Genomic DNA, 18,342 nt, shown 5'->3' with positions numbered 1-18,342 from the left:
CACACTCCGTAATCGAATAACTCCGAAACCCCCCGCTTTCACTCGAACTACTGAACCACCCCTGTTCGACCACGGAACGCTACATTCCGCCCGGACGGTATGCCCATGACCACCAAGTACGCCGACTTCGAGGGCCTGCGGACACAGGCACTGGCGCTGCGGCGGGCCGGCCTCAGCCGCCGCCAGATCCGCGACCGCCTGCACGTCGACAACAACGACCTCCTCAACCGCCTCCTCGAAGGCGAACCACCCCCCGACTGGACGAAGCGCCCCCGCGCCAAGGACGACCTCCGCGCCCGGGCGCGGGAGCTGCGCCTCCAGGGCCGCACGTACGACCAGATCCAAGTGGAACTGGGCGTCTCCAAGAGCTCGATCTCCCTGTGGGTACGCGACTTGCCGAAGCCGGAACGCAAGCGCAGCACCGAACAGGCGTCGGCCATCGCCAAGCGCGGCTGGGAAGCCAGGCTGCGGCGGCGCGAGGAAGAACGCCGGCACGCGAAGGCCGCCGCCCGGCAAGCCGTCGGGGAGCTGTCCGACAGCGAGGTGTTCCTGACGGGTGTGGCCCTCTACTGGGCGGAGGGGGCGAAAGACAAGTCGTACGCGCGCCGTGAGCGGCTGCACTTCATCAACAGCGACCCGAACGTGATCAGGTTCTTCCTGAGATGGCTCGACGCCCTGGGAGTGGACCGTGAGCGCCTGCGCTACCGGGTCAGCATCCACGAATCAGCCGACGTGACCGGGGCGGAACAGTTCTGGGCCGACGTGGTCGGCGTGGAGCGGTCCGTCCTCCAGAAGGTCATCCTCAAGAAGCACAACCCGAAGACGGTGCGGAAGAACACCTCGGAGAACTACCGCGGCTGTCTGATCATCTACGTGTTGCAGAGCGCCGACTTGTACCGTCGCATGGAGGGCGCCTGGTACGGCATAGTAGGGGCTGTCGCCGCACGCGATCATCAAAATCGGACATAGCGGCTCAACCATCCCGGATCGTCTAAGGGTAGGACAAACGGTTTTGGTCCGTTGAATGAGGGTTCGAATCCTTCTCCGGGAGCTCACAGCGCACCCAAGCGCAGTTCGGGTCCTGACCTCCAGGTCGGGGCCCGCTCCCATGTCCCCCCGTCAACGCCCCGGTATCCTTCGGGTGTCCCCACCCCTACACAGCCGAAGGGCAACTCCGTGAGCGCCATTCGCCCGGCAGCCGTCGTCGTTCTCGCAGCGGGTGAGGGCACCCGTATGAAGTCGGCCACACCCAAGGTCCTGCACGAAATCTGCGGTCGCAGCCTCGTCGGTCATGTCCTCGCCGCCTCCCGCGAGTTGGACCCCGAGCACCTCGTGGTCGTCGTCGGGCACGCGCGCGAGCAGGTCACCGCGCACCTCGCCGAGATCGACCCGGGCGTGCGCACGGCCGTCCAGGAGGAGCAGAACGGCACGGGGCATGCGGTCCGGATGGGCCTGGAGCAGCTCGGTGGTGCGGTGGAGGGGACGGTGGTCGTGGTGTGCGGGGACACCCCGCTGCTGACGGCGGCCACGCTCCGGCAGCTGGCGGAGACGCACGGCGCGGACGGCAACGCGGTGACGGTGCTGACGGCGGAGGTCCCGGACGCGACGGGGTACGGCCGGATCGTGCGGGACGCGACGGGCGCGGTGACGGCGATCGTGGAGCACAAGGACGCGTCGGAGGAGCAGCGGGCGGTCCGGGAGATCAACTCGGGTGTGTTCGCGTTCGACGGTGCGTTGCTGGCGGGTGCGCTGAAGCAGGTGCGGACGGACAACAGTCAGGGTGAGGAGTACCTGACGGACGTGCTGGGGATCCTGCGGGAGGCGGGGCACCGGGTGGGGGCGTCGGTGGCGGCGGACCACCGGGAGATCGCGGGGATCAACAACCGGGTGCAGTTGAGTGAGGCGCGGCGGATCCTGAACGACCGGTTGCTGGCCGAGGCGATGCTGGCGGGTGTGACGGTGGTGGATCCGGCGACGACGTGGGTGGATGTGACGGTGTCGTTCGAGCGGGATGTGGTGGTGCATCCGGGGACGCAGTTGCACGGTGCGACCCGGTTGGCGGAGGGGGCCGAGGTGGGTCCGAACTGCCGGCTGACGGACACGGTGGTGGGTGCGGGGGCGCGGGTGGACAACGCGGTGTCGTACGGGTCGGAGATCGGTGCGGGGGCGTCGGTGGGGCCGTTCGCGTATCTGCGGCCGGGGACGCGGCTGGGGGTGAAGGGGAAGATCGGGACGTACGTGGAGACGAAGAACGCGTCGATCGGTGAGGGGACGAAGGTGCCGCACCTGTCGTATGTGGGGGACGCGACGATCGGTGAGTACTCGAACATCGGTGCGGCGAGCGTGTTTGTGAACTACGACGGTGAGGCCAAGCACCACACGACGGTGGGGTCGCACTGCAAGACGGGTTCGGACAACATGTTTGTGGCTCCTGTCACGATCGGGGACGGCGCGTACACCGCGGCGGGCTCCGTGATCACCAAGGATGTGCCGCCCGGTTCGCTGGCCGTGGCCCGTGGCCAGCAGCGGAATATCGAGGGCTGGGTGGCCCGTAAGCGTCCGGGCAGTGCGGCGGCGCGGGCTGCCGAGGCGGCGGCCCGTGAGGGCGGGCGCGAGGACTGACCGGAAACGCGTGCGTCGAACACGGCGTACCGTGATAAGTGCACACCCGCACCCCACCAGCTGAGACGGCTCGCCGCGCCCAGCGGCGCGGCCTGTCGTGAGCCGGCTGAGACACCTCTGAGGAGACAGTGCTGTGACCGGGATCAAGACGACCGGCGAGAAGAAGTTGATGTTCTTCTCCGGCCGCGCCCACCCCGAGCTTGCCGAGGAGGTCGCCCACCAGCTGGGTGTCGGGGTCGTCCCGACGAAGGCCTTCGACTTCGCCAATGGCGAGATCTACGTCCGTTACCAGGAGTCGGCGCGTGGTGCGGACTGCTTCCTGATCCAGAGCCACACGGCTCCGATCAACAAGTGGATCATGGAGCAGCTGATCATGATCGACGCGCTGAAGCGTGCGTCGGCGCGGTCGATCACGGTGATCGTGCCGTTCTACGGTTATGCGCGGCAGGACAAGAAGCACCGTGGCCGTGAGCCGATCTCGGCGCGGCTGATCGCGGACATGATGAAGACGGCCGGTGCGGACCGGCTGCTGACCGTGGATCTGCACACGGATCAGATCCAGGGTTTCTTCGACGGTCCGGTGGATCACTTGTTCGCGTTGCCGCTGCTGGCGGACTACGTGGGCGAGAAGGTGGACCGCGCCAAGCTGACGGTGGTGTCGCCGGACGCGGGCCGGGTGCGGGTCGCGGACCGCTGGTGCGACCGGCTGGGTGCGCCGCTGGCGATCGTGCACAAGCGGCGTGACAAGGACGTGGCGAACCAGGTGACCGTCCACGAGGTCGTGGGTGAGGTCGAGGGCCGGGTGTGCGTCCTGGTGGATGACATGATCGACACGGGTGGCACGATCTGTGCGGCGGCGGACGCCCTGTTCGCGCACGGTGCGGAGGACGTCATCGTGACGGCGACGCACGGGGTGCTGTCGGGTCCGGCGGCGGACCGGCTGAAGAACTCGCGGGTGAGTGAGTTCGTGTTCACGAACACGCTGCCGACGCCGGGTGAGCTGAGTGACGCGCTGGACAAGATCAAGGTGCTGTCGATCGCTCCGACGATCGCGAGTGCGGTGCGTGAGGTGTTCGAGGATGGTTCGGTGACGAGCCTGTTCGACGAGCAGTGAGGTTTCTGCACCGGCTGCGCTGACCGCGGCCGGTGATCGTTTTGGGGTGCGGCCTCCCCGCCGGGTAAGCTTCTCGAGTTGCTCGGCGAGGGAGGCCGTACTCATGTACGGCGATCCGTTATCGACGCGCTCTTCGTAGCAGGCCGTTCGTTGGCCGGGTGACCCCGTCCGTTCCGCTTCCTACGAGGAGTGATCATCATGTCCGAGATCAAGCTCGCCGCCGAGACGCGCACCGAGTTCGGCAAGGGTGCCGCCCGCCGCATCCGCCGTGACAACAAGGTTCCGGGTGTCCTGTACGGGCACGGCACCGAGCCGGTCCACCTGACCTTCCCGGGTCACGACCTGCTGCTGGCGCTGCGCACGCCGAACGTCCTGATCGCCCTGGACCTCGGCGGCGAGACCGCGCTGGCGATCCCGAAGTCCGTGCAGCGCGACCCGCTGAAGGGCTTCCTGGAGCACGTGGACCTGCTGCTGGTCAAGCGCGGCGAGAAGGTCACGGTCGAGATCCCGGTGCAGACCGAGGGTGAGCTGGCCCCGGGTGCCTACCTGCTCGAGCACGTGCTGAACGCGCTGCCGGTCGAGGCCGAGGCCACGCACATCCCCGAGGGCGTCACCGTCTCCATCGCGGGCCTGGCCGCCGGTGACTCCGTGCTCGCCAAGGACATCGAGCTGCCCAAGGGCACCACGCTGGCCGTCGAGGACGACGCGGTCGTCCTGCAGGTCCTCGCCGCGCAGGCGGAGGAGTCCGAGGGCGAGGGGTCCGAGGGCGACGAGGCCGCCGCCGAGGCCTGATCCTCACGATCACCCACTGGTCAGCCGCTGTTCCTCCCGGGGGGCAGCGGCTGGCGCGTATCAAGGAGACCTGGACGTGACCACCCCCGCCACCGCCCCCTGGCTGATCGTCGGCCTGGGCAATCCCGGGCCCGAGTACGCCATGAACCGGCACAACGTCGGGTTCATGGTGGCCGACCTGCTGGCCGAGCGGATCGGGGGGAGGTTCAAGCGGGCCGGGAAGGCGCAGGCGCAGGTCGTGGAGGGGCGCATCGGTCCGGTGGGGCCGGCCGGCCGCCGGGTGGTGCTGGTGAAGCCGATGTCGTACATGAACCTGTCCGGGGGGCCGGTGAACGCCCTGCGGGACTTCTACAAGGTGCCGGCGGCGCAGATCGTGGCGGTGCACGACGAACTGGACATCGACTACGGCACGCTGCGGCTGAAGCTGGGCGGCGGGGACAACGGGCACAACGGGCTGAAGTCGATGACGAAGGCGATGGGGCCGGACTACCACCGGGTGCGGTGCGGGATCGGGCGGCCTCCGGGGCGGATGCAGGTCGCGGACTTCGTGCTGAAGGACTTCTCGTCGGCGGAGCGCAAGGAGCTGGACTGGTTCGTGGACCGGGCGGCGGACGCGGTGGAGTGCCTGGTGACGGAGGGGCTGGAGCGGGCGCAGGGGTCGTACAACTCCTGATCCGTCCCCAGCGGAGTTGACCCGGCGCAGGGCCATGGCCAATGATCCCGGCCATGTCTGCCACCCCCCGCCGTTCCCGTCGCGCCTCCGGCGCCGCGCTGCGCCTCGGGCGGGCCGCGGCGATGGGGGCGGTCGCCGTGCTGGTGCTGATCGCGGGGGTGTGGGCGTCGTGGGGCACGGCGCAGCACGTGATGCTGACCAAGGGGCGGGAGCGGGGCACCGTGACGGTGACCCGGTGCGGGGAGGACACCTGCTCGGGTCCGTACGCGCCGGTGTCGGCGGGGTCGACGGCGCGGGCGCGGGTGGTGATGGACCGGTCGGTGGGCGTGCGCGCGGGGCGCATGTACGCCGTGGTGGTGAAGCCGGACAGCGACCGGGTGGTGCGTTCGGGTGCGGCCGGGGTGCTGTACGCGTGGGTGCCGCTCGGGGGTGCGCTGCTGCTGGCGTCGGTGGTGGTCGCGGGCGGGCTGCGGCGGCCGCGGGCGGGGTGGCTGCTGGCGGGGTCGGGCGTCGCGCTGCTGACGGCGGCCTTTCTCGCCGTATGAACGGGTTTGACCGCATGTCAAGGTCAGGAACCGGCCAGGTGTTGTCCGTTCGTGATTGACGCGCGCTCCGCGGGGGGAACAGGCTGGGCCGCCCCCTCCACATCTTCCCTGTCACCACACGAAGATGGACTGCCCCATGCGCCCCTTGCGTTCCCTCTCCCGCGCCGGTGTCGTCACCGTCGCGTCGTGCGCCGCGCTGCTGGTTCCCGCGGCCGGCGCCTTCGCCGGCGGCGACAACGGCGACGTGAAGACCCACCGCTCCACGACCGGCGAGTTCGACCAGCGCGACGAGCCGAAGGTCTGCTCGTTCTACCTGGACGCCTTCCACTTCGACGGGCTGCAGAAGGTCGACTGGCACATCGAGGCCTGGGCGGTGAACGCCACCCCCAAGGGCGAGACCGTCAAGACCGGCTCGATCACCCTCGACGGCAAGGGCCACGGCCGCACCCAGGACCTGTCGCTGCCGGACGGCCAGTACAAGCTGTTCTGGACCTTCGAGGGCGAGAAGGGCGCCGCCAAGCACAAGGTGTTCAAGGTGGACTGCGGGGACGGGGGCGGCACCGGCGGCTCCCCGTCGGCGTCGGCCTCGTCGTCGGCGACGTCGTCCGCCTCGTCGTCGGCGACGTCGTCCGCCTCCTCGTCGGCCACGTCGTCGCCGTCCGGCTCGGCGAGCGCCTCCCGGCCGGGCTCCTCGTCGAGCTCCCCGGGTGCGTCCGGGTCCGGTACGTCGACGGCCGCGCCCACCTCCGCGCCGTCCGGGCAGGGAGGCGGTGGCGACCTGGCCGAGACGGGCAACGGCGCCCCGGTGGGCGTGCTGTCGGCGGCCGCGGCGGCGCTGGTGGCCGGCGGGGCGTTCCTGGTGCTGCGCCGGCGCCGGGGGCAGCACCGCTGACGGCGGGCACTGCCCCGCGCGACGGGACGGCGAAGGGCGCCCCCGGGATCCTGGGATTCCGGGGGCGCCCTCGTGTGCCGGTGGGCGGGGCGGGGGTCAGCCGGTGTTGCGCAGGCCCGCGGCGACGCCGTTGACGGTCAGCAGCAGGGCGCGGGAGAGCAGCGGGTCGGGCTGCTCGCCGGCGGCCGCGGCGTCGCGCTGGCGCTTGAGCAGGGTCACCTGGAGGTAGGAGATCGGGTCCAGGTAGGCGTCGCGGATGGCGAACGTCTGCTTCAGCACCGGCTGGGCGTCGAGGAGTTCCCGCTCGCCGGTGACCTTGAGGACCTCGGTGACGGTGAGGTCGTGCTCGGCGCGGATGGCGTCGAAGACGTGCCGCAGCTCGTCGGGGACGAGCGTGTCGACGTAGTGCTGGGCGATGCGCAGGTCGGTCTTGGCGAGCGTCATCTCGACGTTGGAGATGAAGTTGCGGAAGAAGTGCCACTGTTCGTGCATCTCGTCCAGCACGCTGTCCAGTCCCGCCTCGCGCAGCGCCTTGAGGCCGGAGCCGACGCCGAACCAGCCGGGGACGATCTGGCGGGACTGGGTCCAGCCGAACACCCAGGGGATGGCGCGCAGTCCGTCGAGGGAGACGCCGGAGCCGGGGCGGCGCGAGGGCCGCGAGCCCAGGTGCAGGTCGGCGAGCTGGTCCACCGGCGTCGACGCGAGGAAGTACGTCGGCAGGTCGGGGTCCTCGACGAGACGGCGGTAGGCGGCGTGGGCGGCGTCGGAGACGACGTCCATCGCGGCGTCCCAGCGGGCGAGGGCCTCGGTGGACTGGCGGGGCGCGGTGTGCAGGGCGGAGGCCTGCAGGGTGGCGGCGACGGTCAGTTCGAGGTTCTCGCGGGCCAGCGACGGGATGAGGTACTTGTCGGAGATGACCTCGCCCTGCTCGGTGACCTTGATCTCGCCCTCCAGGGTGCCCCAGGGCTGGGCGAGGATCGCGTCGTGGGAGGGGCCGCCGCCGCGGCCGACGGTGCCGCCGCGGCCGTGGAAGAGGCGCAGGCGCACGCCGTAGCGGTGGGCGACGTCGCGCAGGCGGCGCTGGGCGCGGTGGATCTCCCACTGGCTGGTGGTGATGCCGCCGAACTTGGAGGAGTCGGAGTAGCCGAGCATGACCTCCTGGACGTCGCCGCGCAGGGCGACCAGCCGCCGGTAGGACGGGTCGGAGAGCATGTCCTCCAGGATCGTGTCGGCGGCCTTCAGCTCGTCGGTGGTCTCCAGCAGCGGCACGATGCCGATCTTCGCCCAGCCGGCGTGCAGGTCGATCAGGCCGGCCTCGCGAGCGAGGACGGCGGCGGCGAAGACGTCGTCGGCGCCCTGGCACATGGAGATGATGTACGACTCGACGACCTCGGGCCCGAAGACCTCCAGGGCGCGCTTGACGGTCCGGAAGACGCCGAGGGTCTTCTCGCCGGCCGCGTCGACCGGCGCCGGGGTGGGCGCCAGGGGGCGGCGCGAGCGCAGTTCCTTGGCGAGCAGCCGGGCGCGGTAGTCGCGGGGCATGTCGGCGTAGCGCCAGGACTCCTCGCCGAGCCGGTCGAAGAGCTGGCCGAGGGCGTGGTGGTGGGCGTCGGCGTGCTCGCGGACGTCCATGGTGGCGAGCTGGAGGCCGAAGGCGGCGAGGGTGCGGATGGTGCGGCTCATGCGGCCGTCGGCGAACAGGCCGCCGCGGTGGGCACGCAGCGAGGTCTGGATGAGGACCAGGTCCTCGAGCAGCTCGCCGGTGCCGAGGTAGTCGCGGCCCGGCTCGTGCGGGGTGCCCTTGGCGAGGCGCTGCTTGGTGTTCTCCAGCTTCTGGCGCATGCAGGTGGCCTTGAGCCGGTAGGGCTCCTCGGCGTTGAGGCGCTTGTAACGCGGGCTGATCTCGGGCAGCCGTTCGAGGTCGGCCTGCAGGGAGGTGAGGAGTTCCTCGGTGGCGCCGGAGTAGCGGATGGAGTTCGACAGGAAGCCGCGCAGCTCGTCGATCATCTCCAGGGCGTCGTTGATGCCGTGCTCGTGCTGGAGGATGAGGACGTCCCAGGTCACCTCGGGGGTGACGTTGGGGTTGCCGTCGCGGTCGCCGCCGATCCAGGTGCCGAAGGTGAGGGGGCGGGTCTCCTCGGGGAGGTGGACGCCGACGCGCTCCAGTTCGGCGGTCAGGTCCTCCAGGACGTCTCCGACGGCGCCGGCGTGCAGCTCGTCGAGGTAGTAGATGGCGTTGCGGGCCTCGTCGGCGGGCTCGGGGCGCACCACGCGCAGTTCGTCGGTCTGCCAGACGAGGTCGATGTTCTCGGCGAGCCGGATGTCCTGGCGGCGGCGGTCGGTGTCGACGACCGGGGTCTCCAGGAGCGCGGCGATGCGCCGGAGCTTGTTCAGGACCGAGCGGCGGGCGGCCTCGGTGGGGTGGGCCGTGAACACGGGGCGCACGTTGAGGTTGCGGACCGTCTCGCGGACGTGCTCGGGGTCGGCGTCCTTGAGGCGGTCGGCGGTGCGGGCGAGCAGGCCGCCCTCGGCGGCGCGGCGGGCGCGCAGCTCGCGGCCGCGGTGGACCTGCTCGGTGACGTTGGCCAGGTGGAAGTAGGTGGAGAAGGCGCGCACCAGCTTGGCCGCGGTCTCCAGTTCGATGCCGCGCAGCAGCTCGGCGGCAGCTTCGCCGTCCTCGCGGGTGAGGCGGCGGACCTTCTCCACCAGGTCGAGCAGCTCGGGGCCCTCCTGGCGGACGAGGGTCTCGCCCAGCAGGTCGCCCAGTCGGCGGATGTCGGCGCGCAGCTCGGTGCTGGTGGTCTCCTGGGACACGGTCTGGTCCTCGGCACTGCTCACAGGTGCGGCTCCTTGCAGTGTTGAAGCTCGTCTGGGAGGGGAACCCGGGCTTCGCCCCGGGCGGCGGCGCCGCTTACGGGGAGGAAGCTCCGGGAAGAAATCAGAGCGGACCGCGCTGTCCGACCGACACAAGGATAGGTGTCCATGCGCAGGCGCAGGCCGTCGGGCTCTTGCCGCCGCGCATCACCCTGCCATACTTACGATGCCGTAGGTTACGGAACCGTAGGAAGCACTGGTACGGCTTCCGCCCACGGCATCGCCTGATTCCAAGACCCCCCGAGGGACGCGCATGACCTCAAGCTCCGACGTGATCGCAGACACGGCGAAGACGACCGCCACAACCGATCCGACCCCCGCCACGCTGGGCGGGGAGCAGAAGCGCTCGATCGAGCAGATCGCGCTGCTGCTCTTCATCACCGTTCCGTTCCTCGCGCTGGTGGCCGCGGTGCCGCTGGCCTGGGGATGGGGAGTGAGCTGGCTGGACCTCGGTCTGCTGGTGTTCTTCTACTTCCTCGGCTGCCACGGCATCACGATCGGCTTCCACCGCTACTTCACCCACGGCTCCTTCAAGGCCAAGCGGCCCCTGCGGATCGCGCTGGCGATCATGGGGTCGATGGCGGTCGAGGGGCCACTGGTCCGCTGGGTGGCGGACCACCGCAGGCACCACAAGTTCTCCGACGCGGAGGGCGACCCGCACTCCCCGTGGCGTTTCGGCGAGACCCTGCCTGCCCTGATGAAGGGCCTGTGGTGGGCGCACATCGCCTGGATGTTCGACGAGGAGCAGACGCCGCAGGACAAGTACGCGCCGGACTTGATCAAGGACCCCGCGATGCGGGCGATCTCCCGCCAGTTCGTGCTGTGGACGGCCGTGTCGCTGCTGCTGCCGCCGCTGATCGGCGGCCTGGTCACCATGTCCTGGTGGGGCGCGTTCACCGCCTTCTTCTGGGGCTCACTCGTCCGGGTGGCGCTGCTGCACCACGTGACCTGGTCGATCAACTCCATCTGCCACGCGGTCGGCAAGCGCCCGTTCAAGTCGCGCGACCGCTCGGGCAACGTGTGGTGGCTGGCCGTCCTGTCGTGCGGCGAGTCCTGGCACAACCTGCACCACGCCGACCCGACCGCGGCGCGGCACGGTGTGATGCGCGGCCAGATCGACTCCTCGGCGCGGTTCATCCGCTGGTTCGAGATGCTCGGCTGGGCCTATGACGTGCGCTGGCCGTCACGCTCGCGCATCGATGCGCGTCGCACCGACGAGGAGGGCGGCTCCCGGCGCCGGAAGGTCACGGCCGACGCGGCATGATGGACGCCGTGGCGACCGATCCCAGCAGTACCCCCAGCAACGACAAGCCGCGGCGCGCGCGCCGCACCCGGATGACCGGTGCGGAACGCCGCCAGCAGCTCCTGGAGATCGGTCGCACCCTCTTCGCCGCCAAGGGCTTCGAGGGCACCAGCGTGGAGGAGATCGCGGCGAAGGCCGGGGTGTCCAAGCCGGTGGTGTACGAGCACTTCGGCGGCAAGGAGGGCCTGTACGCGGTCGTCGTGGACCGGGAGATGCGCCGTCTGCTCGACATGGTGACCAGCTCGCTGACCGCGGGGCACCCGCGTGAGCTGTGTGAGCAGGCGGCGTTCGCCCTGCTGGACTACATCGAGGAGTACACGGACGGGTTCCGCATCCTGGTGCGCGACTCGCCGATCCCCCAGTCCACGGGTTCCTTCGCCTCGCTGATCTCGGACATCGCCACGCAGGTGGAGGACATCCTGGGCCGCGAGTTCAAGAGCCGCGGCTTCGACCCGAAGCTGGCGCCGCTGTACGCGCAGGCGCTGGTCGGCATGGTGGCCCTGACCGGCCAGTGGTGGCTGGACGTGCGCCGCCCGAAGAAGGCGGAGGTCGCGGCGCACCTGGTCAACCTGGCCTGGCACGGCCTGGACGGCCTGGAGCCCAAGCCCCGGCTGATCGGCCACCGCAAGAGCTGACGGCGCCCCGCGCCGCCGCACCACCGCGCGCGCGCCGGAGGCCCCCCTGCTGCAGGGGGGCCTCCGGCGCGTGTACGGGCCTGTGACGACCCGGTCAGCATCTAGTGCTTGAAGACGTCCTTCGCCTTCTCCTTGGCCTGGCGGGCGTCGCCCTTCATCTGGTCGGCCTCGCCCTCGGCGGTCATCCGCTCGTTGCCCACGGCACGGCCCACGGTCTCCTTGGCCTTGCCCTTGAGCTCTTCGGTCTTGCCCTTGGCCTTCTGCTCGCCTGCCACGGTTGATCACTCCCAGTCAGGTTCGGGGGGCGTCTCATCGCTACGGGTGACCGCGACGGGCCGTCTCAAACCTCGGGTTCGAGGAACTCCAGCCGGTTGCCGACCGGGTCCTCGGCGTAGAACCTGCGGTGACCGGGCAGGTTCCCGTCCCATTCGACGGTGACGCCGTGGCGCGCGAGCCGGTCGGCGTACGCGGCGATGTCCGTGACCCGCAGCCCCGGGTGGGCCTTGCGCGCGGGGCGGAAGTCCGTCTCGACACCCAGGTGCAGCCGGACGTCGCCGGCCTCGAACCAGCAGCCGCCGCGGGCCGCCAGCACGGGCGGCTTGGCGACCTCCGTCATCCCGAGGGCGCCGGCATAGAAGGCCCGTAGGAGCTCCTCGCTGCCGGGCGGGGCGGCGAGCTGGACGTGGTCCACGGCCCGGAGCATCACGCCTCCTTGCGGGCCACCGCGAACAGGCGGCGGAAGGGCAGGACGGTGCCGTAGGGGCTGCTCGGGTAGGCCGCGCGCAGCAGGTCGCGGTACTCGGCGACGAAGGCGTCCCGGGCCGCGGGGTCGTCGGCGAGGGCGGTCAGGGCGGGGCGCAGGCCGGTGCCCTTGACCCAGTCAAGGACGGGGTCCTCACCGGTCAGCACGTGGTGGTACGTGGTCTCCCAGACGTCGGTGGCGCAGCCCAGCCGGGCCAGCCGGTCCAGGTAGACGCCGGGCGCGTGCACCGAGTCGCCGGGGCGCAGGACGTGCCCGAGGCGGTCCTTCCAGCGGGGCGTGGCCGCCAGCTCGCGCATCAAGGCGTGCAGGGGTGCGTCGAGGTTGTGCGGGACCTGGAAGGCGAAGGTGCCGCCGGGGGCGAGGCCGGCCAGCCAGGCGGGGAAGGCGTCGAGGTGGCCCGGCACCCACTGCAGCGCCGCGTTGGACACGATCAGGTCGTACGGCTCGGCCGGCGTCCAGGAGGCGGCGTCGGCGGCCGCGAAGTCGAGGCGGCCGCCGCCCGGCGTGGGACCGACGTGCGCCCGCGCCTGCTCCAGCATGGCGGGCGAGTTGTCGTAGCCGGTGATGTGCGCGGTGGGCCAGCGGTCGGCGAGCAGGGCGGTGACGTTGCCGGGGCCGCAGCCGAGGTCCGCGATGCGCGGCGGGTTCCCGGGCAGGCCGGGGACGCGGGCCAGGAGGTCGGTGAAGGGGCGGGCGCGGTGGCCGGCGTGGCGCAGGTACTGGGCGGGGTCCCAGGTGGGCTCAGTCATGCCTCCACTGTCCCCGCGCATTTCTCTTGATGTCAAGAGACTTCACATCAAGAGACTTCATGTCGACACAACCACTACACTGATCGCCATGGAGGACGAGGTCGATCGGCTGGTCGCAGCGTGGCGCCGGGAGCGCCCGGACCTCGACGTGGAACCGCTCGAGGTGCTCAGCCGCGTCAGCAGGCTCGCCCGGCACCTGGACCGCGCCCGTCGGCTGGCGTTCTCCGAGCACCAGCTCGAGCCCTGGGAGTTCGACGTCCTCACCGCGCTGCGGCGGGCCGGGGCGCCCTACCAGCTCTCCCCCGGCCAGCTCCTGACCCAGACGCTCGTCACGTCGGGCACGATGACCAACCGCATCGACCGGCTGGCCAAGAAGGGCCTCGTGGAGCGGCTCCCCGACCCCAGCGACCGGCGCGGGGTGCTGGTGCGGCTGACGGACGAGGGCCGCGACCGCGCCGACCAGGCACTGGCCGGCCTGCTCGCGCAGGAACGCGCGATCCTCGGTGAGCTGTCGCACGCGCAGCGGATCGAACTGGCGGGGCTGCTGCGGCAGTTGACGGCACCGTTCGACAACATCCCGGGCTGAGCGGGACCTCAGGCGCTGCTGCTCTCCTCCGGGACCATGCGGGGCGGGGTGCCCAGGTCGACCGGGCCGACGCCCGCCCGGCGGGCCAGGGCCACCGCGGCCAGGGTGGAGTGCACGCCCAGCTTGCCGAGGACGTTCTGCATGTGGGTGCGCACGGTGTGCGGGGAGAGGAACAGCCGCTCGGCGACGGCCTTGCGGCCGAGCCCGGCGACCATGCAGCGCAGCACCTCCCGCTCGCGCGGCGTCAGCGACTCCACCAGCCGCTCGCTCTCGGTGCGGTGCTTGCGGGCCGCGGTCAGCTCGCGCAGCACCCCGGTCAGCAGCGCGGGCGGCAGGTGCGTCTCCTCGCGCAGCACCCCCCGGATGACGGTGAGCAGCCGGGACAGCGAGCAGTCCTTGGCGACCCAGCCGGACGCGCCGGCCTGCAGGGCCAGGGCCGCGCGGCGCGGGTCGTCCTTCTCGGCCAGGACCACCACCCGCACATGGGGCTGCGCCGCACGCACCCCGGCGACCAGGGAGATCCCGTCGACCAGGCCGTCCTCGCCCACCTCCTGCACGGCCACCGCGGGCCGCGGCCCGGGCCGCACACCGCCGAGGTCGGCGTCGACCAGCAGCACGTCGTAGCGGCGCCCCTCGGCGGCCGCGCGCTCCAGGCAGCGCAGTGCCGCCGGGCCGCTGCCGGCCGCGGACACGTCGACGTCGGGCTCGGCGGCCAGCGCGGCGGCGAGCGACTCGGCGAAGATGCGGTGGTCGTCGACGACCAGGACTCGGATGCGAACCACGAAACCCCCTTCCCCGAGCTCCACGAGGAGCAGGGGATAGCCCAGGTCCGGAGAGTGACGGCCGGCGCGGACGCGCCGCCCGGGCAGGGCACGCGCCGCACGGCCGCCGCCGTGCAGTAACCGCTACCCCCGCCGCGGGCGTCGTACCCGGCTGTCCCGCCCCCTGATCGGCGCCGGCCCCCACCGGTGCTGTTCACAGGGTAGGGCTGCGGGCCGGGAGCGGAAGGGGATTTGCAGAACTGTTCCCCCGGCGCGTTTATGGTGTGCCGCATGTTCCGTCTTGAGACACAAGTCGACAAGGACCGTCGCGCGGTGCTCCGTTCGCGCCTGCTCGACACCAACACGGCGGCCTCGCCGGTCCTGCGCGCCCTGCGGGGCACCCCGGCGGAGCGCGAGACGCCGCTGCACGTCTGGGCGCTGGACCGGGCGGGCGAGCTGGCCGGCGGCCTGGTCGGGCACACCTGGACGGCCTGGCTGCACGTCACCCACCTGTGGGTCGACGAGCGGCACCGCGGCGCGGGCCTGGGCTCCCGGCTGCTCACGGAGGCGGAACGGGTCGCCCGCGAGGAGCGCGGTTGCACCCGCGTACGCCTGGAGACGTGGGACTTCCAGGCGCCGGGGTTCTACCGGCGCCTGGGCTACGAGGTGGTCTGCGCGATCGAGGACTACCCGCCGGGCTGCACCGAGTACACGCTGACCAAGCGGCTCGGATAGCGGCCCGGCTGCGGGGTCAGGCCAGGCGGCGGGCCCCCGCCGCGGGGACCGCCTCGAACACGCGCGGGGCGGTGAACCCGGCCCCCGCGAACGCCTCTTCGACCGCCTTGCCGATGGTGTCCACGTCGGACGCCTCGGCGAGGACGATCGCCGAGCCGCCGAAGCCGCCGCCGGTCATCCGGGCGCCGAGCGCGCCCGCCGCCAGCGCCGTGTCCACGACCAGGTCCAGCTCGGGGCAGGAGACGCGGAAGTCGTCCCGCAGCGAGGCGTGCCCCTCGGTCAGGACCGGTCCGATGGCCCGCGTCTCGCCCGACGTGAGCAGCGAGACGACGCGTTCGACCCGGTGGTCCTCGGTGACCACGTGCCGCACCAGCCGCACGATCTCCTCGGCCTCCGGCGCGTCCGCGGCCTCGGTGCGCAGCCGGGCCAGGGCCGCGTCCAGCCCCTCGAAGGGGACGTCCCGCAGCGCGTCGACGCCGAGCAGCGCGGCGCCCTGCTCGCAGCCGGAACGGCGCTTGCCGTACTCGCCCTCGTTGTGCGCGTGCTTGACGCGGGTGTCGACGACCAGCAGCCGCATGCCCTCGGCGGCCAGGTCGAAGGGGATCTGCCGCTGGGACAGGTCGCGGGTGTCGAGGAAGAGCGCGTGGCCCTCCTCGCAGCACGCGGACGCCGTCTGGTCCATGATCCCGGTGGGCGCGCCGACGTAGACGTTCTCGGCGCGCTGGCACAGCCGGGCCAGCTGCCAGCGCTGCAGGCCCAGTTCGTACAGGTCGTTCAGCGCGAGGGCGACCACGACCTCCAGGGCCGCCGACGAGGACAGGCCGGCGCCCGCCGGGACGGTCGAGGCGAGGTGGACGTCGGCGCCGGCCACCGCGTGGCCCGCCTCGCGCAGTGCCCACACCACGCCCGCCGGGTACGCCGTCCAGTCGCGGTCGGTCCCGGGCGCCAGGCCGTCGAGCGCCAGCTCGGCGACGCCGCCCTCGACGTCCTCGGAGTGCAGGCGCAGCACGCCGTCGTCGCGGCGCGCGACCGCGGCGACGGCGGTGTGCGGCAGCGCGAAGGGCATCACGAAGCCGTCGTTGTAGTCGGTGTGCTCACCGATGAGGTTGACGCGGCCCGGCGCCGACCACACGCCCTCGGGTGCGGTGCCGTAGAGCTCGGTGAACCGGGCGCGTACCTGCTGTGCCGCCACTACTGCTCCTCCGTGATCCGCTGGGCGAACTCCCACGCGTCCGCGACGATGCCCGCGAGGTCCGCGCGGGACGGGTTCCAGCCCAGCTTCTCGCGGGCGGTGGCCGCCGAGGCGACCAGGACGGCCGGGTCGCCGCCGCGGCGGGGCGCCACCACCTCGGGGATCGGGTGGCCGGTGACCCGGCGGACGGTCTCGACGACCTCGCGGACCGAGAAGCCGTTGCCGTTGCCGAGGTTGCAGATGAGGTGCTCGCCGGGCCGGGCGGCCCGCAGCGCGAGCAGGTGGGCCTCGGCCAGGTCGGCGACGTGGATGTAGTCGCGCACGCAGGTGCCGTCGGGGGTCGGGTAGTCGTCGCCGTAGACGGAGATGGCGTCCCGGCGGCCCTGGGCGACCTGGAGGACCAGGGGGATCAGGTGCGACTCGGGCTGGTGGCGCTCGCCGTACGCGCCGTAGGCGCCGGCCACGTTGAAGTAGCGCAGCGAGACCGCGCCCAGGCCGTGGGCGGCCGCCTCGCCGGTGATCATGTGGTCGACGGCGAGCTTGGAGGCGCCGTAGGGGTTGGTCGGCTGCGTGCGGGCGCTCTCGACGATCGGGACCTCGTCGGGCTCGCCGTAGGTGGCGGCGGTGGAGGAGAACACCAGGGTGCGCACGCCGGCCTCGCGCATGGCGGTGAGCAGCGCCATGGTGCCGCCGACGTTGTTGTCCCAGTACTTCTCCGGCTTGACGACGGACTCGCCGACCTGGGAGGAGGCGGCGAAGTGCAGCACGGCGTCGAAGGAGGCGTCGAGCCACTTCGCGGCGTCGCGGATGTCGCCCTCGATGAAGGAGGCGCCGGCCGGAACGCCCTCGCGGAAGCCCGTGGAGAGGTTGTCGAGGACCGTCACCTCGTGGCCGGCCTCCAGCAGGTGCTGGGCTACCACGCTCCCGACGTATCCCGCACCACCCGTGACCAGGTACTTACCGCTCATGAACTCGCTACCTCTCGCAGTCGCTCGGCCGCGGCCTCCGGCCGGATGTCGTTGATGAACACGTTCATGCCGGACTCGGAACCCGCGAGGAACTTCAGCTTGCCGGAAGTGCGGCGGATGGTGAAAAGCTCGAGGTGCAGCGCGAAGTCGTCGCGGTTGACGCCCTCGAACTCCTCCAGCCGGCCGAACGGCGCCTGGTGCCAGGCGGCGATGTACGGCGTCGGCGGCTCACCCTCGCCGAAGATCCGGTCGAAGCGCCTCAAGAGTTCCAGGTAGACCTGGGGGAACTCTGTGCGCGCCGCCTCGTCCAGCGCGAGCAGGTCGGGCACCCGCCGCTTGGGGTAGAGGTGCACCTCGTACGGCCAGTGCGCGGCGTACGGCACGAAGGCCACCCAGTGTTCACCCTCCAGGACGACCCGCTCGTCGGCGCGTTCGCGCTCCACGACGGCGTCGAACAGGTTCTCCCCGCCGGTGGCCTCCTTGTGCGCGGCCACCTGGCGCAGCATCAGCGCGGTGCGGGGCGTGGTGAAGGGGTAGGCGTAGATCTGCCCGTGCGGGTGACCGAGCGTCACCCCGATCTCGGCGCCGCGGTTCTCGAAGCAGAACACCTGTTCCACGGAGGGCAGATGCGACAGCTCGGACGTCCGGTCGGTCCACGCGTCCAGGACGAGTCGCGCCTGTTCCTCGGTGAGGTCGGCGAAGGACGCCTGGTGGTCCTCGGTGAAGCAGACCACCTCGCAGCGGCCGGAGTCGCCGGCGAGGGAGGGGAAGCGGTTCTCGAAGACCACGACGTCGTACGTCGAGTCCGGGATCTCGCTCAGCCGCCCGTCCCGGGACGGGCACAGGGGGCATTCGTCGGCCGGGGGGTGGTAGGTGCGGCCCTGCCGGTGGGAGGCGACGGCGATCGAGTCGCCGAGCAGGGGGTCGCGCCGGACCTCCGAGGTCGTCCGCGTCGGCTCCAGCGGCCGGCGGTCGACGGCGTCACGCACCCGGTCGTCGCGCAGGTCGAAGTAGATCAGTTCGCGACCGTCGGCCAGCCGGGTCGAAGTCTTCTTCACGTCGGACTCCTCACTCAACATAATCAAACATAACACATCACAACCCACCACCGGGAGTCAACGTCACGATCAAACAAAAA

Annotated in this window: 19 protein-coding genes and 1 tRNA gene; 12 read left to right on the top strand and 8 right to left on the bottom strand. The window is 71.4% G+C overall.

Annotated features, from left to right (window positions below):
* Positions 1 to 99: 99 nt before the first annotated feature.
* The 8 genes from E4U92_RS25065 to E4U92_RS25030 all read left to right on the top strand — a co-directional run bounded on the left by E4U92_RS25065 (position 100) and on the right by E4U92_RS25030 (position 6,638).
* On the top strand, positions 100 to 969 hold the full coding sequence (locus E4U92_RS25065) for a hypothetical protein (protein ID WP_137302700.1): 870 nt from the start codon (positions 100 to 102) through the stop codon (positions 967 to 969).
* 11 nt (positions 970 to 980) lie between these two features.
* Positions 981 to 1,051, top strand: a tRNA-Gln gene (locus tag E4U92_RS25060).
* Between the two features lie 125 nt (positions 1,052 to 1,176).
* A complete protein-coding gene (gene glmU / locus E4U92_RS25055) occupies positions 1,177 to 2,622 on the top strand; it encodes a bifunctional UDP-N-acetylglucosamine diphosphorylase/glucosamine-1-phosphate N-acetyltransferase GlmU (protein ID WP_137302826.1) in 1,446 nt (481 codons plus the stop codon).
* A 133-nt stretch (positions 2,623 to 2,755) separates the two neighbouring features.
* Complete coding sequence (locus E4U92_RS25050; RefSeq protein ID WP_137302699.1) at positions 2,756 to 3,736, top strand: ribose-phosphate diphosphokinase; 981 nt, start codon at positions 2,756 to 2,758, stop codon at positions 3,734 to 3,736.
* 198 nt (positions 3,737 to 3,934) lie between these two features.
* Positions 3,935 to 4,528: a 50S ribosomal protein L25/general stress protein Ctc gene (locus tag E4U92_RS25045; protein WP_137302698.1), complete on the top strand. Its 594-nt coding sequence runs from the start codon at positions 3,935 to 3,937 to the stop codon at positions 4,526 to 4,528.
* A gap of 70 nt (positions 4,529 to 4,598) precedes the next feature.
* A complete protein-coding gene (gene pth / locus E4U92_RS25040) occupies positions 4,599 to 5,201 on the top strand; it encodes an aminoacyl-tRNA hydrolase (protein ID WP_137302825.1) in 603 nt (200 codons plus the stop codon).
* A gap of 41 nt (positions 5,202 to 5,242) precedes the next feature.
* Positions 5,243 to 5,746: a hypothetical protein gene (locus E4U92_RS25035; RefSeq protein ID WP_137302697.1), complete on the top strand. Its 504-nt coding sequence runs from the start codon at positions 5,243 to 5,245 to the stop codon at positions 5,744 to 5,746.
* Between the two features lie 145 nt (positions 5,747 to 5,891).
* A complete protein-coding gene (locus E4U92_RS25030) occupies positions 5,892 to 6,638 on the top strand; it encodes an LPXTG cell wall anchor domain-containing protein (RefSeq protein ID WP_137302824.1) in 747 nt (248 codons plus the stop codon).
* 96 nt (positions 6,639 to 6,734) lie between these two features.
* On the opposite strand, the gene ppc is transcribed toward E4U92_RS25030, so the two are convergent.
* Positions 6,735 to 9,476, bottom strand: coding sequence for a phosphoenolpyruvate carboxylase (gene ppc, locus E4U92_RS25025; RefSeq protein WP_137302696.1), 2,742 nt, complete (start codon positions 9,474 to 9,476; stop codon positions 6,735 to 6,737).
* A 289-nt stretch (positions 9,477 to 9,765) separates the two neighbouring features.
* Here ppc and E4U92_RS25020 point away from each other — a divergent pair, with 289 nt between their 5' ends.
* On the top strand, positions 9,766 to 10,776 hold the full coding sequence (locus E4U92_RS25020) for an acyl-CoA desaturase (protein WP_137302695.1): 1,011 nt from the start codon (positions 9,766 to 9,768) through the stop codon (positions 10,774 to 10,776).
* The gene (locus E4U92_RS25015; RefSeq protein WP_067233982.1) at positions 10,773 to 11,450 is read left to right on the top strand and encodes a TetR/AcrR family transcriptional regulator; all 678 of its coding nucleotides are present in this window, start codon (positions 10,773 to 10,775) and stop codon (positions 11,448 to 11,450) included. Before E4U92_RS25020 ends, E4U92_RS25015 begins: the two co-directional genes overlap by 4 nt.
* 101 nt (positions 11,451 to 11,551) lie before the next feature.
* Here E4U92_RS25015 and E4U92_RS25010 read toward each other — a convergent pair whose 3' ends face one another.
* The 3 genes from E4U92_RS25010 to E4U92_RS25000 form a co-directional block, all read right to left on the bottom strand.
* Positions 11,552 to 11,725, bottom strand: a complete 174-nt coding sequence (locus E4U92_RS25010) for a CsbD family protein (protein ID WP_137302694.1) — start codon at positions 11,723 to 11,725, stop codon at positions 11,552 to 11,554.
* 65 nt (positions 11,726 to 11,790) lie between these two features.
* On the bottom strand, positions 11,791 to 12,153 hold the full coding sequence (locus E4U92_RS25005; protein ID WP_137302693.1) for a VOC family protein: 363 nt from the start codon (positions 12,151 to 12,153) through the stop codon (positions 11,791 to 11,793).
* Complete coding sequence (locus E4U92_RS25000; protein WP_137302692.1) at positions 12,153 to 12,962, bottom strand: trans-aconitate 2-methyltransferase; 810 nt, start codon at positions 12,960 to 12,962, stop codon at positions 12,153 to 12,155. Before E4U92_RS25000 ends, E4U92_RS25005 begins: the two co-directional genes overlap by 1 nt.
* An 88-nt stretch (positions 12,963 to 13,050) precedes the next feature.
* Here E4U92_RS25000 and tamR point away from each other — a divergent pair, with 88 nt between their 5' ends.
* Positions 13,051 to 13,548 carry a MarR family transcriptional regulator TamR gene (gene tamR / locus E4U92_RS24995; RefSeq protein ID WP_067233986.1) on the top strand — a complete coding sequence of 166 codons (498 nt, stop codon included), beginning with the start codon at positions 13,051 to 13,053 and terminating at the stop codon, positions 13,546 to 13,548.
* Positions 13,549 to 13,556: 8 nt separating this feature from the next.
* Here tamR and E4U92_RS24990 read toward each other — a convergent pair whose 3' ends face one another.
* Positions 13,557 to 14,330 carry a LuxR C-terminal-related transcriptional regulator gene (locus E4U92_RS24990; RefSeq protein ID WP_137302691.1) on the bottom strand — a complete coding sequence of 258 codons (774 nt, stop codon included), beginning with the start codon at positions 14,328 to 14,330 and terminating at the stop codon, positions 13,557 to 13,559.
* 258 nt (positions 14,331 to 14,588) lie between these two features.
* On the opposite strand from E4U92_RS24990, the gene E4U92_RS24985 reads away from it, so the two are divergent.
* Positions 14,589 to 15,044, top strand: coding sequence for a GNAT family N-acetyltransferase (locus E4U92_RS24985; protein ID WP_137302690.1), 456 nt, complete (start codon positions 14,589 to 14,591; stop codon positions 15,042 to 15,044).
* Positions 15,045 to 15,060: 16 nt separating this feature from the next.
* Here E4U92_RS24985 and galK read toward each other — a convergent pair whose 3' ends face one another.
* From galK to galT, 3 genes are read right to left on the bottom strand one after another with little or no spacing between them, the layout of a single operon-like run.
* Positions 15,061 to 16,236, bottom strand: a complete 1,176-nt coding sequence (galK, locus tag E4U92_RS24980) for a galactokinase (protein ID WP_137302689.1) — start codon at positions 16,234 to 16,236, stop codon at positions 15,061 to 15,063.
* Positions 16,236 to 17,204 carry a UDP-glucose 4-epimerase GalE gene (gene galE / locus E4U92_RS24975; RefSeq protein WP_137302688.1) on the bottom strand — a complete coding sequence of 323 codons (969 nt, stop codon included), beginning with the start codon at positions 17,202 to 17,204 and terminating at the stop codon, positions 16,236 to 16,238. The genes galK and galE overlap by 1 nt, the downstream gene beginning before the upstream one ends.
* Positions 17,201 to 18,262, bottom strand: a complete 1,062-nt coding sequence (gene galT / locus E4U92_RS24970; protein WP_137302687.1) for a galactose-1-phosphate uridylyltransferase — start codon at positions 18,260 to 18,262, stop codon at positions 17,201 to 17,203. The genes galE and galT overlap by 4 nt, the downstream gene beginning before the upstream one ends.
* Positions 18,263 to 18,342: the final 80 nt, after the last annotated feature.

It is taken from the genome of Streptomyces galbus, from assembly GCF_005280195.1.
Lineage (GTDB): Bacteria > Actinomycetota > Actinomycetes > Streptomycetales > Streptomycetaceae > Streptomyces > Streptomyces galbus.
Note: the sequence above shows the minus strand (reverse complement) of the source record. Positions and strands in the feature narration are given on the sequence as shown.

Coding starts and splice junctions, on each gene's coding strand:
- galE (WP_137302688.1), bottom strand. CDS start 17,204: ATGAGCGGTAAGTACCTGGTCACGGGTGGTGCGGGATACGTCGGGAGC.
- E4U92_RS25020 (WP_137302695.1), top strand. CDS start 9,766: ATGACCTCAAGCTCCGACGTGATCGCAGACACGGCGAAGACGACCGCC.
- E4U92_RS25035 (WP_137302697.1), top strand. CDS start 5,243: ATGATCCCGGCCATGTCTGCCACCCCCCGCCGTTCCCGTCGCGCCTCC.
- E4U92_RS25000 (WP_137302692.1), bottom strand. CDS start 12,962: ATGACTGAGCCCACCTGGGACCCCGCCCAGTACCTGCGCCACGCCGGC.
- E4U92_RS25045 (WP_137302698.1), top strand. CDS start 3,935: ATGTCCGAGATCAAGCTCGCCGCCGAGACGCGCACCGAGTTCGGCAAG.
- E4U92_RS25015 (WP_067233982.1), top strand. CDS start 10,773: ATGATGGACGCCGTGGCGACCGATCCCAGCAGTACCCCCAGCAACGAC.
- E4U92_RS25065 (WP_137302700.1), top strand. CDS start 100: ATGCCCATGACCACCAAGTACGCCGACTTCGAGGGCCTGCGGACACAG.
- E4U92_RS24985 (WP_137302690.1), top strand. CDS start 14,589: ATGGTGTGCCGCATGTTCCGTCTTGAGACACAAGTCGACAAGGACCGT.
- tamR (WP_067233986.1), top strand. CDS start 13,051: ATGGAGGACGAGGTCGATCGGCTGGTCGCAGCGTGGCGCCGGGAGCGC.
- E4U92_RS25005 (WP_137302693.1), bottom strand. CDS start 12,153: ATGCTCCGGGCCGTGGACCACGTCCAGCTCGCCGCCCCGCCCGGCAGC.